The following is a 12,920-nucleotide window of genomic DNA, read 5'->3' on the forward strand; positions in this document are numbered from 1 at the left end:
GAAGGGCGGCTCAGTGACGAAGGGCGGCTCAGTGACGAAGGGCGGCTCAGTGACGAAGGGCGGCGAAGAACAAGCGGGGAATCACCCGAGCCCACACCGAGAAACACACCTCACACAAGGGCCGCCGATCCCCGCCCGTGCCGCCCTCATGAGATCCCGAATCCTTTGAATCAGCCGAGGCCCGAGCACGCGGCCGACCGAAACCACACCGACTGACCGAGACTAGAGCGAGCCTTCTTCGCGGCGGCGGCGTTCGTTGAATGCCCTCATGCGGGGCGGATATCCAGTGAGCTGGACGTCGTACACCGGCAGCGCCAGATTACGGGCGACCTTGTGAATCACCGCGGGAGCCCCGACCCGGCGCCTGGTCCACTCGCCGTCGTCGGCGACGGCCACGGCGGTCGTGTCGGTGGCGAACGTCTCCGGCTCGACGTAGAACTCGACGCCGCGCCGGGAACGGGCGAATGCGATCAGCGCCTCGATGTCGGCGTCTGTCGCCTCACGGTCGAACTTCGCGACCTTCGGGCCGCGCCATCGACGAAGGCCATACCGGTCTCGCCATCTCATAGGTCCTTTTTATATCGTCTGGCGCTTTCGCGCGTAGGAGAAAAAGATCTTTTCAGGGGGTGATCTCGGGGACAGCTCGGGGTTTCTCCTGATGCCCGCCGCCCCGTCCGGTGACGCAGTATGGAAAGACACCACGGATCAGTGAAGGAGAGGCATGGCGACTATGGCTGGGGTACCGACAACCCCCGGGCCGGGACAGGTGCCGCCAGCTCACCTGCGCGTCACCAACCAGGACCGCGAGCATGTGGTCGAGCACGTCAAGGCGGCGTACGCGGAGGGCCGGTTCGACAAGCTCGAATTCGACGACCGGCTTGAGCGGGCGATGACGGCACGCACCCACGGCGACCTGATGCCCATCATGACCGAGCTGTACGGCACGCAGGCGGTGCCGCGGCTCGCTCCGCGACCTGCTCCCGCCTACCCGACGCGGCCGGCGGGGGCCGTGGAGAGCAACGAACGCCTCGGCGCCGCGGCCGGCCACCTGCTCCTGGCGCTGGGCTTCCCGATCGTCGGCCCGCTGATCCTGCTGCTCGCCGCGGGCAAGACGTCGCCGTACATCCGGCAGCACGCCGTGGAATCGCTCAACTTCGGGCTGACGGTGGTCGGGGCGTCGATCCTGCTCCCGTTCACGATCATCGGTGTGGTGCTGCTGCCCGTGATCTGGGTGGGGGCGTTCGTCCTCTCGATCGTCGCCGGCGTCAACGCGCTTACCGAGGGCAACTACCGCTACCCGCTGACGGTCCGTCTGGTCAAATAGGCCAAGCTCCTCAGACTCACGCCGCTGGGCCGAGTCGGCAGGTCACGCGCCGATCCGGGCGCGTGCTCATACGACCTGCGGGGGTGGTCGTATGTGCCCCGCGCGGGCGCGCTGCTTCGCCGGCCGTCTTCGTGAGGGCCTTGGCGACTCGCGCGAAATGGGGGCGCGCGCGGGGCGGGGCTCGCTGCGGCAGCGAACGGGGGGTTAGCGGGCCAGGACCTGGTACTTCACGTGCATCACGCCGGCGTTCGTGCTGCCGATGGCGGAGAAGGCGGCGGCGGACAGGTCGAGGCAACGGCCGCCGACGTACGGGCCGCGGTCGTTGATGCGGACGGTGACCGACCTGCCGTTGTTCGGGTTGATCACCCGGACCTTGCTGCCCAGAGGGAGAGTCTTGTGTGCGGCCGTCATGGCGGACGGGTTGAAGCGCTCGCCGCTGGCGGTCATCTGGGGCTCGTCGTAGTACGAGGCGCCACAGGAGCCGGAGGAGAGGACCTTCGCCTTGGGCTTCTTGGCGACGGGCTTGGCCGGCTTGGGGGCGGCGGGCCGTGAGGTCTTGCCGCTGGACGCGCTCGGGGCCGTAGTGGCGGGCGAGGCACCCGCTGCCTCTGCGTCCTGCGACCCCGTACTGTCCGGCCTTGTTGCCTGCGGGGTGGGGGTTCGGGGGGACGTGGCCTGCGGGTGCGAGGTGGCGGCGGTCGCGGGGTTCGGGTTCGCGGCGGCCGGCGGCTCCGGAGCCGGGGAGAGGGGCTTCGGGCTCGACTGGCGGCCCGCCTCGTTCGGGGTCTTCGCCGCGGCGGTGCCGGTTTCGGCGAGGGGCTTGGCGGCGGTCGCGGCGCGCTTGGCGGAGTCGTCGTTGGCGACTGCCGCGTACGCGGAGGCCGAGGCGGTGGCGATGACGGCGGCACCCGCTGCGACGGCGGTCCAGCGGCGCCTGCCGGTGAGGAACGGCTTGTGGGAATGCTGGCCCAAGGTAAACCACGGTCCTGGCTAGGGGATAGGGAAGGGAAAGGCCGGTCCGGGCGGGGGTGGGGGCGTACGGCGGCCGTTTCCGTCGGCGCGGCGGGGGATGCCGCGCGGTGAGGACGAACATACGGGACAAACAGCTAGTAAAGACAACTTAATGCGGAATCTAGTGACATATCTCACTTTGATTCAAGATCGCATTAAAGGTCAACTTCGCGCTATCGATCTCCGAATTTCGCAGATTTCTCGATCGGTACGGCTTGATTGCAAAAGAGGGGCTTGATCAGGGCGAATGGAGGCGGTGTGTCGCGGTGGTGAAGGGCTACTGGGGCAAAACTCCGGGCTGGGTTGCGGGCATACGGAGAAAAGCCGGAAGGCGAGGAAAAGGCTGTCGAAGTGCTTGTCCGTCGGGCGCGGGAGCCAGGAACCATCCGCAGGAACCACCCGCAGGAACCATCCGCAGGAACCCCTGCAGGTTCGGGATCCTCAAGGAATCACCCGCAGGTTCGGGGCCCAGGAACCCTCGCCGCCGATACCAGGTGTCAGGAGGGCGTGGATGCGGGCGGCCCTTCGTGGATGCGCCGCTGCCCCTGGCATCCCTCGCTCACAAGCCACTCCTGGCGGCTGAGGCCCGCCGCCCTCGCAGGGTGGGCCAGGGGCGTCTGGAGGGTTCCCGTCACTGGCGGCGGGCGAGCGTGGGGCAGGGACCCCGGTGGAAGCGGTCAGAGCATGAGAGAGCGGACCGTGTCCACCGTGTCGGCGTCCTCCACCCGCTTGTCCGGCCGGTAACGCAGCACCCGCGCGAACCGCAGCGCCATCCCGCCCGGATAGCGCGGCGAGCGCTGCACCCCGTCGAAGGCGATCTCCACGACCAGCTCGGGGCGCAGCCGTACCGTCCAGTCGTCCGTCGGCCCCTCGGCCAGCTCCAGGAAGCGCTCGGTCTGCCAGGCCAGCAGCTCGTCCGTCAGGCCCTTGAAGGTCTTGCCGAGCATCACGAAGCCGCCCTCCGGGTCGCGCGCCCCCAGGTGCAGGTTGGACAGCTTGCCCTCGCGCCGGCCGTGGCCCCACTCGGCGGCCAGCACCACCAGGTCGAGCGTGTGCCGCGGCTTGACCTTGATCCAGCCCGCCCCGCGCCGCCCGGCCGCGTAGGGCGACCCCAGCGCCTTCACCACCAGGCCCTCGTGCCCGGCCTTGACCACGTCCTTGAAGAACCGCTCGGCCTCCGCCACGTCGCCCGTCACCAGGTGCGGCGTCAGCAGGGTCGGCGGCACGGCCCGGGCCAGCGCCTCCTGGCGCTCGGTGTAGGGGAGGTCGAGGAGGTCGTCGCCGTCGGCGCGCAGCGCGTCGAAGAAGAACACGCTGAGCGGCGTCTGCTCGCGCAACTGCTCGACGTTGAGCTTGCTGGAGACCCGCGCGGCGGTCACCTGGAACGGGTGCGGGCGGCCGTCGGGGCGCAGCGCGATCACCTCGCCGTCCAGCACCAGGTCGTCCGACGGCATCTTCAGCACGGCCTCGACCAGCTCGGGAACCTGCGCGGTGATGTCGTCGAGCGTACGGGTGAAGACGCGGACCTCCTCGCCGGACCGGTGGGCCTGCACCCGGATGCCGTCCAGCTTCCACTCCAGCGAAGCGGGCGCGCCCGCCTTGTCCAGGGCGGCGGCGACGTTGGGCGCGCTGCCGGCCAGCATGGGGGAGACCGGCCGGCCGACCTCCAGGCGGAAGGCGTGCAGCGCCTCCACCCCGCCGCCCAGCGCCGCCGCGCCGACGGCGGGCAGCCAGCCGCGCAGCGTCAGCGCCCGCCGGACGTCGGCGGACGGGGCGCCGGACGCCTTGGCCACCGCCTCGATCATGACGCCGTCGAGCGCGCCCTGCCGCAGCTCCCCGTGGAGCAGGCGGCGCATGAACTGCTGCTCCTGGCTGGTCAGCCCGGCGAACAGCTCGCTCACCAGCGCCTTGCGCGCCGCCTGGGAGCCGGGGCCGGACACGGCCTTGATCCGGGTCAGCAGCGCGTCGACCGTGGTCAGGGTGGCGGTGGCGACGAGCTTGGGCTGGGGGATGTCCTCCAGGGTGCGCCAGCCGACCCCTACCTGGCGCTGGGGCAGCTCGCCCGACAGGTAGGAGATGGCGATCTCCGCCTCGTCCGGGCCGACCCGGCCCAGCAGCTCCGCCAGATGTGCGATCTTGCCCAGCCTGGCGGACGTGCGCGTCACCGCCTCGGAAACTCGGACCACGTCGATCAGAAGCACACGCCTATCGTGCCTCACGCGGCCGACATTCCCTACCGGGCCCTCCCGGGCGCCCACCGGCCGGCCCGAGACGGGCGCCCACCGGCTGGCCGTGAGACGGGCGCCCACCGGCTGGCCGTGAGACGGGCGCCCATCGGCCGGCCGTGAGACGGGCGCCCGCCGGCCGGCCGCGACGCGGGCGCCCACCGGCCGGCCGTCACGGGCCGGCCGGTGGGCGGGCGGAGACCTACCTGACGCCGAGCAGGTCGACGACGAAGATGAGGGTCTCGTTCGGCTTGATGGCGGCGCCCGCGCCGCGGCTGCCGTAGCCGAGGTGCGGCGGGATGACCAGCTTGCGCCGTCCGCCGACCTTCATGCCGGCGACGCCCTGGTCCCAGCCCGCGATGACGCGCCCGCCGCCGAGCGGGAACTCGAAGGCGTCCCCCCGGTTCCAGGACGCGTCGAACTCCTCCCCGGTGGAGAAGGCCACGCCGACGTAGTGGACGCGGACGTTGTGGCCGGGCTTGGCCTCGGGGCCGTCGCCCTCGACCAGGTCGACGATCTCAAGATCCTTGGGCGGGGTGCCCCCGGGGAAGTCGATCTCGGGCTTCTCGAGTGCCACGAAAGTGCTCCTGTCGGCGACTTGATGGTGTGATTCGGACCCGACGACTCTATGCGCTCGGGATATCGTCCTCGTTCATGGCCGCCCTGAGTCCTGATGCGATCCTGCTCACCGGCCGCGTGGCCGTCGTCACCGGGGGAGCCCGAGGCATCGGGCTGGCCGTCGCCGAGACCTTCGCCGCCTTCGGCGCGCACGTGGCCGTCTGCGACCGCGACAAGCCGCCGTTCGGGGAGCCGGCCATGACGCTCGACGTGCGCGACCCGGTGGCGGCGGAGGTGTTCGCGCGTGCGGTGGGCGAGCGCTGGGGGCGGGTGGACGTGCTGGTCAACAACGCGGGCGGCACCTTCCACGCTCCGTTCGAGAGCGTGTCGCCGCGTGGCGAGCGTGCGTTGATCGAGGAGAACTTCACCCAGCTCACGGCCATGATCCGCAGGCTGCTGCCGCTGATGCGGCCGGGCTCGTCGATCATCAACGTGACGTCGAGCGAGGCGCACCAGGCGGCGCCGGGGTTCGCCGTGTACGCGGCCATGAAGGCGGCCGTGGAGAGCCTGACCCGGTCCCTGGCGCTGGAGCTGGCGCCGCGCGGCGTCCGGGTCAACGCCATCGCGCCCGACGCCCTGCCCACCGAGGGCGAGGAGGGCGTACGGGAGCGCATGCTGGCCGACGGCTCCCTGCCCTACGAGCCGGTACGCCTCCCGCCCCTCGGGCGGCTGGGCGAGCCTGTGGAGGCGGCGGGGGCGGCCGTGTTCCTGGCGGGGGACCTGGCCAGGTTCGTCACGGGCACGACCGTGCACGTGGACGGCGGCATCCACGCGGCCGGAGGCTGGCGCCGCACCTGAACCACGCGCTCACCAGCTCGTGTGCAGGGGCATGCCCTCCGCGTACCCGGACGAGCTCTGCAGGCCCACCACGGCCCGCTCGTGGAACTCCTCCAGGGTCGAGGCCCCGGCGTACGTGCACGCCGACCGCAGCCCCGCCACGATCGCGTCGATCTGGTCCTCCACGCTGGGCCGTTTCGGGTCCAGGTACATCCTGGACGTGGAGATGCCCTCCTCGAACAGCGCCTTCCTGGCCCGCTCGAACGCCGAGTCCTCGGCCGTCCGCAGCCGCACCGCGCGCGCCGAGGCCATGCCGAAGTTCTCCTTGTACTTGCGGCCGTCGGCGTCCACGCGGGTGTCGCCGGGCGACTCGTACGTCCCCGCGAACCACGACCCGATCATCACGTTGGACGCCCCGGCGGCGAGGGCGAGCGCCACGTCGCGCGGGTGGCGCACGCCGCCGTCCGCCCACACGTGCCGGCCCAGCCGGCGGGCCTCGGCGGCGCACTCCAGCACGGCGGAGAACTGGGGACGTCCCACGCCGGTCATCATCCGGGTGGTGCACATCGCGCCCGGCCCCACGCCGACCTTGAGGATGTCGGCCCCGGCCTCGACGAGGTCGCGTACGCCGTCGGCGGTCACCACGTTCCCCGCCGCGACGGGCACGCCGGGGTCGAGGGCCCGCACGGCACGCAGCGCGGAGATCATCTTCTCCTGGTGGCCGTGCGCGGTGTCCACGACCAGGCAGTCGATGCCGGCCTCCAGCAGCTCCTTGGCCTTGGAGGCCACGTCGCCGTTGACGCCGACGGCGGCGGCGACGCGCAGCCGTCCCCCGTCGTCCACGGCGGGCTGGTAGAGGGTGGCGCGCAGGGCGCCGGTGCGGGTGAGGATGCCGACCAGGCGGCCGTCGCCGTCCACGATGGGCGCGAGGCGGTGGCGGCCGTCGTGCAGCCGGTCGAACGCCTCCCGGGGGTCGAGCCCGGCGGGCAGCGTCAGCAGCTCGCTGGACATGACGTTGGAGAGCTGCGTGAACATGTCCACGCCCTGGCAGTCGGCCTCGGTGACGACGCCGACCGGCCGGTTGTCCCAGTCCACGACGATGACCGCGCCGTGCGCCCGCTTGGGCAGCAGTTGCAGCGCCTCGCCGACGGTCTCGTGCGGGGTGAGGGTGAGGGGCGTGTCGTGGACGAGGTCGCGGCCCTTCACCCATGCGACGACGTCCGCCACGACGTCCAGGGGGATGTCCTGCGGGATGACGGCGATGCCGCCGCGCCTGGCCACGGTCTCGGCCATGCGGCGGCCGGCGACCGCGGTCATGTTCGCCACGACGAGGGGGATGGTGGTGCCCGTGCCGTCGCCGGTGGACAGGTCGACCGCGAGCCGTGATCCGATCGCGGAACGCGACGGGACCATGAACACGTCGCTGTAGGTCAGATCGTGCCGAGGCTGGACATCGTTAAGAAATTTCACGTTCATCCATCTTATGTCGTATGTGCTCCACCTGGAGTTTGCCCGTTCGCGGGGGCCTTATGATCGGCCCGGACACTTTTGCGAGGGGGAGGGTCCCGTGAACGTCACCGAGCGGGCCGAGCTGACGGTCGTCGGCTGGGTCGTACGCACCAGCAACGCCGACGAGATGGACCCGGCACGCGCCAGACTGCCCGCACTGTGGCAGCGCGCGGGCGCGCCGGGGGTCTTCGCGCACGTGCCGGGGCGGATCGACGAAAACCTTTACGCGGTTTTGACCGACTACGAGAGCGACCACAACGGCGCCTACACCCAGATCGTCGGCGTCGGGGTGCGCACCGCGCCGCGGCTGCCCGAGGGCATGGTGGCCGTACGCGTGCCAGCCGGGCAGGCGCTGCTGGTCGAGGCGCGGGGGCAGCTTCCCCAGGCGCTGGTGGAGGCGTGGCAGCGGGTGTGGAAGCACACCGAGTCCGGCGGCGTCCCGCCGCGCGCGTTCACGACGGACGTCGAGGTGCACCACCCCGACGGCGTCGACCTCTACCTCGCGATCTAGCGCGCCACCGCGGGCGCGCTCACCAGGCGCGCAGTGAGATCGGGAACGACGTCACGCCCCTGACGAAGGCGTTCGGCAGGATGCGCGGGCCGCGCTCGTCGGCCCATTCCGCCTCCCGCACCCGCGCCACCCACTCCTCGAAGAAGATCCGCAGCTCCAGCCGGGCCAGTGCTGCTCCCAGGCAGAAGTGCGCGCCGAGGCCGAAGGCGAGGTGCCCGCCGGGTTTCCTCGTCACGTCGAAGGCGTCCGGGTCGTCGAAGACCTCCGGGTCGCGGTTGGCGGAGCCGTACATCAGCAGCACCTGCGCGCCCCGGGGGATCGGCGTGCCGCGCAGGACGGTGTCGCGGGTGGCCGACCGGCACATGTTGAGCACCGGCGTGGTCCACCGGATGAACTCCTCGACCGCCCTCTCCATCAGGGAGGGGTCCGCGCGCAGCAGCCGCCACTGGTCGGGGTGGCGGATCAGCGCGTCGATGGCCGTGGCGATCACCGTCCTGGTGGTCTCGGCGCCGCCGTCGAGCAGCAGCAGCGCGTCGTTCGCCAGGCGTTCGTCGTCGTAGTCGGGGCTCGCGGCCCACAGCGACAGCAGGTCCTCGCGCGGGCGTTCGCGGCGCTCGGCGGCCAGCTCCAGGACGGCCTGGGCGTACTCGGCGGCCGCCACCACGGCGTCGTGGGTGACGTACCGCAGGCCGCCGCCCGACACGATCGTCGTCTCCGACCAGTGCTTGAGCCGCGGCCAGTCCTCGTCGGGGAAGCCGAGCAGCCGGCCGATCATCCGGGCCGGCAGCGGGGCCGCGAGCGCGTCCACCGCGTCCACCGTGCCCTCCTCCAGGGCTCGGCCCAGTTGCTCGGCGACGACCGCGCGCACCTGTTCTGCGTAGGCGTCGCGGACGTGGCGCGGGGTGAAGCGGCGGTAGATCAGGCGGCGGCGGGCCGCGTGCTCGGGGTCGTCCAGGCCGATCATGGACGGCTCGGACGGGAGCTGCGGGCGGTAGCCGCCGGTGCTCGTCCAGAGACCCGGGTCCCGCTCGACGGCCGAGACGTCGGCGTGCCGCGAGACTCCCCAGAGGCCGTTGGGCTCGTCGTGATGGACGGGGGAGTGCTCGCGCAGCCAGGCGTAGACCGGGGCAGGGTCCCCGGCGTACAAGTCGCCGTCGAGCAGGTCGACGATCACCCGAGGACTCCTTGGCCGCGTAGCTTGTCCGCCTCCTCCTGCGACAGGCCCCAGTCGGACAGGTCCGTCAGGCGGGTGGCGGGGGAGAGGTCCTGCTCGGGCACGCCCAGCAGGCGCGGCGCGGGCCGGGGCTGGATGAGCCCGCCGACCTCGGTGAAGGAGTCGCGGGCGACGTTGTGCGGATGGGCGGCGGCCTCGGGCATGGACAGCACGGGCGACACGCACGCGTCCGAGCCGTCGAACAGCTTCTCCCACTCGGCCCGGGTCCGCTTCCTGAACTCCTCGGTGAGCCGGGCCCGCAGCGCGGGCCACTGCGCCCGGTCGTCGCGGTCGGGCAGGTCGGTCAGGCCCATGAGCTCGACCATGGCCTTCCAGAACTGCGGCTCCAGCGAGCCCACCGCCAGGTACTCGCCGTCGGCGGTCTCGTACGTGTCGTACTGGGGGGCGCCGGTGTCGAGCAGGTTCGTGCCGCGCGGCCCCCAGAAGCCGCTCTGCACGCCCTGGTAGAACATCGCGAACAGGACCGCCGCGCCGTCCACCATGGCCGCGTCGATGACCCGGCCCTTGCCGGTGCGCTCCCGTTCGAACAGCGCCAGCAGCACACCGTAGGCGAGCATGAGGCCGCCGCCGGCGAAGTCGCCGAGGATGTTGATCGGCGGGGTGGGCTTGCCGCCCTCGCGGCCGAGCATCGACAGCACGCCGGAGATCGCGATGTAGTCGATGTCGTGGCCGGCCGTGGACGCCAGCGGCCCGTCCTGGCCCCAGCCGGTCATCCGGCCGTAGACCAGCCGCTCGTTGACGGCGTGCAGGTCGTCGGGGCCGATGCCGAGCCGCTCCGCGACGCCCGGCCGGAACACCTCGATCACCACGTCGGCGTGCCGCGCCAGCTCCTTGAAGGCGGCCACGCCCTCGGGCGACTTCAGATCCAGCCCGATCGAGCGCTTGCCACGGTCCATCACATCCGTGCGCGGCCGGTCCGAGACCGCCTTGACCCGGTCCACCCGCAGCACCTCGGCCCCGTGGTCGGCCAGCATCATCCCGGCGAAAGGCCCCGGGGCCAGCCCGGCGAGCTCCAGCACGCGCACACCGGCCAGCGGGCCGCGACGTCCATCAGTCATACCCCCAGTAGAACAACATTCGGTCATCTGGTGCAAGCAGCCTTCGCGAGCTTCCCTCGCGTGCCCCATCAGGTATGGGAAACTTGCCCACTGTTCGTGGTGGTCTACAGGGGACGGACATGGTATCGGAGAGCAACCGGCTCATCGCCAGGCGCTACGAGTTAGTGCGCGAGCTGGGCCGCGGGGGGATGGGCGTGGTCTGGGAAGGCCGGGACACGCTGCTGAACCGTCAGGTGGCCATCAAGGAAGTCGTGCTGCCCGACGGGCTGCCGGCCGGCGACCGGGAACGTCAGCTCATGCGTACCGTCCGCGAGGCCCGCACCGCCGCCAAGCTCAACCATCCCGGCGTCGTCGCCGTCTACGACGTCGTCGAGGAGGGCGGCCGGCCCTGGATCGTCATGGAGCTGCTGAGCTGCCCCACGGTCGAGCAGGTCGTGCTCAGCACGGGCGCGCTGCCGATCCGCGAGGCCGCCGACGTCGGCCGCCAGGTGCTGTCGGCGCTGCGCGCCGCGCACGAGGCCGGCATCCTGCACCGGGACGTCAAGCCGAGCAACATCCTCATGACCGAGGACGGCCGGGCGGTGCTCACCGACTTCGGCATCGCCACGGTCGAGGGCGACGCCTCGCTCACCCGCACCGGCATGGTCACCGGCTCGCCCAGCTTCCTCGCCCCCGAGCGGGTGCGCGCCGACGCCGCGGGACCGGCCTCCGACCTGTGGTCGCTCGGCGCGACGCTGTACGCGTGCCTGGTCGGCCGCTCGCCGTTCGAGCGGGGCGAGGCCATGGCCACGCTCAACGCGCTGCTCAACGAGGAGCCCGACTACCGGCGCATCCCGCCCGCCATGCACCCGGTGCTCCGCGGCCTGCTGCAGAAGGAGCCCGAGCAGCGGCTGAGCGCCGAGGAGGCCGACCGGCTGCTGACCGAGCTCGCCGCCACCTCCCGCCCCGCCTACGACGACGACGCCGACGAGCCCAGGCGCGGGCGCGGCGGACGGGGCCGGACCCTGCTCGCGGCGGCCACGGTCGCCGTCGTGGTGGTCGGCGCGGGGACGTTCGGCTACTTCAGGTTCGCCACGCCCGCCGAGGGCGCGCCGCGCGCCAGCACCGCGCCCGCCGCCGCGACCGCCCCGCTCACCCCCGTCCCGACGTCGGCCACGCCCACGCCCAGCGCGACCCCCTCGGCCAGGCCGAGCGTCACGCGGGCGGCGGCGCCGCTCGTACGGGCCTGGCGATCGCCCGACGGCTGGACGATCCTGCGGCCCTACGGCTGGCGGGGGGCGCGGCGGGAGGCGTACACGGAGTGGACGCGCCGCGACCGCAACGCCCACTTCGGGGTGCAGGCCGTCTACAGCAGCACCGACCCCGCCGAGCTGATGATCACCACCCGCGACGAGCTGCGGCAGAGCGCCGAGGACGTCGTCACCCGGGGCCGCCGCACCGTCGACCACCAAGGCGTCAGGGCGCTGGAGTGGGAGCTCACCTACACGGCGGGCGCCGAGGGCGGCGCGCCCTGGGTCACGCCCGGCGCCCGCTACCGCGAGCTGCGCAGGGCCGTGGTCGTCGGCGACACGGCCTACGTGCTGTCCTGGACCGTCGCGGAGGGCCAATGGGCGCGCAGCCAGCGGCTGATGCGGCAGGTGATCAACAGCTTTACGGTGAGGGCATGAGCCCCTGGACCCTGCTCGCCCTGCCGCCGCTACCCGAGACGTTCATCCGCAGCCTGCTCGCCCCGCTCGGCGACCGGGTGGACGTGCGGGTGCCCGCCGCCCGCGAGCGTGACGCGCTCCTCGCGGCGCTGCCGGACGCCGAGATCGTGCTCGGCGACTGGACGGGCACGCTCGTCCTCGACGGCGCGGCGGTCGCCGCCGCGCCCCGGCTGGCCTTCGTCCAGCAGCCCTCGGTCGGCGTGGACGGCCACGACCTCGCCGCGCTGACGGCGGCCGGGGTGCCGCTGGCGAACACGCCGGGCGTCAGCGCCGTCGCCGTCTCCGAATGGTGCCTCGCGGCCGCCCTGGCGCTGGCGCGCCGGCTCGTCGCGGGCGACGCCGCCGTGCGGGCCGGGGAGTGGCCGCAGCAGAGTCTGCGGCCGTACGAGCTGCGCGGCCGGAGCGTCGGCGTCGTCGGGTACGGCCCGATCGGCGTGGCCTGCGCCGAGTTGTTCCGCGCGCTCGGCTGCGAGGTCCGCTTCTGGACCCGCACCCCCCGCGAGGACCCCGCCTACCAGGACCTCGGCGCGCTCCTCGCGGGCAGCGACGTCGTGATGGTCGTCATCGCGCTGTCGGAGGAGACCACGCACCTCGTCGACCCGGCCCTGATGAAGCCCGGCGCGCTGCTCGTCAACGCCGCCCGCGGCGAGGTCGTCGACCAGGCCGCGCTGGTGCGGGCGCTGCGCTCGGGCCACCTGGCCGGGGCCGCGCTGGACGTCTTCGAGACCGAGCCGCCGCCGCCCGGCGACCCCCTGCGCGAGCTGCCGAACGTGCTGCTCAGCCCGCATGTCGCGGGCGTCACCCCCGAGGCGAGTGGCCGGCTGCTGACCGCCGTCGTGGACAACCTCCGCGCCGCCGTCGAGGGCCGCGAACTGGCCGGCGTGGTGAACGGCCTGCCGCCCACGGTCCGCAGGAAGTCAACGGGAATGACTACCCGATAACGGATT

The 12,920-nt window shown here is 72.4% G+C and carries 12 protein-coding genes; 5 read left to right on the forward strand and 7 right to left on the reverse strand.

Annotated elements, in window-relative coordinates:
• Positions 1–222: 222 nt before the first annotated feature.
• Positions 223–567 (reverse strand): hypothetical protein, encoded by a 345-nt coding sequence (locus ABD292_RS44845; protein ID WP_329592196.1) that lies wholly within the window; start codon positions 565–567, stop codon positions 223–225.
• A gap of 163 nt (positions 568–730) precedes the next feature.
• Between ABD292_RS44845 and ABD292_RS44850 the strand changes: the two genes are divergently transcribed.
• Positions 731–1,324 (forward strand): DUF1707 and DUF4870 domain-containing protein, encoded by a 594-nt coding sequence (locus ABD292_RS44850; protein ID WP_344218787.1) that lies wholly within the window; start codon positions 731–733, stop codon positions 1,322–1,324.
• Positions 1,325–1,528: 204 nt separating this feature from the next.
• On the opposite strand, the gene ABD292_RS44855 is transcribed toward ABD292_RS44850, so the two are convergent.
• From ABD292_RS44855 to ABD292_RS44865, 3 genes are all read right to left on the reverse strand, one after another.
• Complete coding sequence (locus ABD292_RS44855) at positions 1,529–2,296, reverse strand: septal ring lytic transglycosylase RlpA family protein (protein WP_344218789.1); 768 nt, start codon at positions 2,294–2,296, stop codon at positions 1,529–1,531.
• A gap of 716 nt (positions 2,297–3,012) precedes the next feature.
• Positions 3,013–4,536, reverse strand: a complete 1,524-nt coding sequence (locus ABD292_RS44860) for an ATP-dependent DNA ligase (RefSeq protein ID WP_344218791.1) — start codon at positions 4,534–4,536, stop codon at positions 3,013–3,015.
• A gap of 226 nt (positions 4,537–4,762) precedes the next feature.
• The gene (locus ABD292_RS44865) at positions 4,763–5,137 is read right to left on the reverse strand and encodes an FKBP-type peptidyl-prolyl cis-trans isomerase (protein WP_344218793.1); all 375 of its coding nucleotides are present in this window, start codon (positions 5,135–5,137) and stop codon (positions 4,763–4,765) included.
• A gap of 77 nt (positions 5,138–5,214) precedes the next feature.
• Between ABD292_RS44865 and ABD292_RS44870 the strand changes: the two genes are divergently transcribed.
• Complete coding sequence (locus ABD292_RS44870; RefSeq protein ID WP_344218795.1) at positions 5,215–5,976, forward strand: SDR family NAD(P)-dependent oxidoreductase; 762 nt, start codon at positions 5,215–5,217, stop codon at positions 5,974–5,976.
• Between the two features lie 9 nt (positions 5,977–5,985).
• Here ABD292_RS44870 and ABD292_RS44875 read toward each other — a convergent pair whose 3' ends face one another.
• Entirely contained in the window at positions 5,986–7,425 is a 1,440-nt protein-coding gene (locus ABD292_RS44875) for a GuaB1 family IMP dehydrogenase-related protein (protein ID WP_344218797.1), read from the reverse strand.
• A 97-nt stretch (positions 7,426–7,522) separates the two neighbouring features.
• Here ABD292_RS44875 and ABD292_RS44880 point away from each other — a divergent pair, with 97 nt between their 5' ends.
• Positions 7,523–7,975, forward strand: a complete 453-nt coding sequence (locus tag ABD292_RS44880) for a GyrI-like domain-containing protein (RefSeq protein WP_344218799.1) — start codon at positions 7,523–7,525, stop codon at positions 7,973–7,975.
• Between the two features lie 19 nt (positions 7,976–7,994).
• Here ABD292_RS44880 and ABD292_RS44885 read toward each other — a convergent pair whose 3' ends face one another.
• Positions 7,995–9,149, reverse strand: coding sequence for a cytochrome P450 (locus tag ABD292_RS44885; protein WP_344218801.1), 1,155 nt, complete (start codon positions 9,147–9,149; stop codon positions 7,995–7,997).
• Complete coding sequence (locus ABD292_RS44890; RefSeq protein WP_344218803.1) at positions 9,146–10,267, reverse strand: CaiB/BaiF CoA transferase family protein; 1,122 nt, start codon at positions 10,265–10,267, stop codon at positions 9,146–9,148. The genes ABD292_RS44885 and ABD292_RS44890 overlap by 4 nt, the downstream gene beginning before the upstream one ends.
• Before the next feature lie 119 nt (positions 10,268–10,386).
• Between ABD292_RS44890 and ABD292_RS44895 the strand changes: the two genes are divergently transcribed.
• Both ABD292_RS44895 and ABD292_RS44900 read left to right on the forward strand, forming a co-directional pair.
• Positions 10,387–11,934 carry a serine/threonine-protein kinase gene (locus ABD292_RS44895; protein ID WP_344218805.1) on the forward strand — a complete coding sequence of 516 codons (1,548 nt, stop codon included), beginning with the start codon at positions 10,387–10,389 and terminating at the stop codon, positions 11,932–11,934.
• Complete coding sequence (locus ABD292_RS44900) at positions 11,931–12,914, forward strand: NAD(P)-dependent oxidoreductase (protein WP_344218807.1); 984 nt, start codon at positions 11,931–11,933, stop codon at positions 12,912–12,914. The genes ABD292_RS44895 and ABD292_RS44900 overlap by 4 nt, the downstream gene beginning before the upstream one ends.
• Positions 12,915–12,920 lie beyond the last annotated feature (6 nt).

Origin of the sequence: Nonomuraea bangladeshensis, from assembly GCF_039529455.1 — a bacterium.
Taxonomy (GTDB): Bacteria; Actinomycetota; Actinomycetes; order Streptosporangiales; family Streptosporangiaceae; genus Nonomuraea; species Nonomuraea bangladeshensis.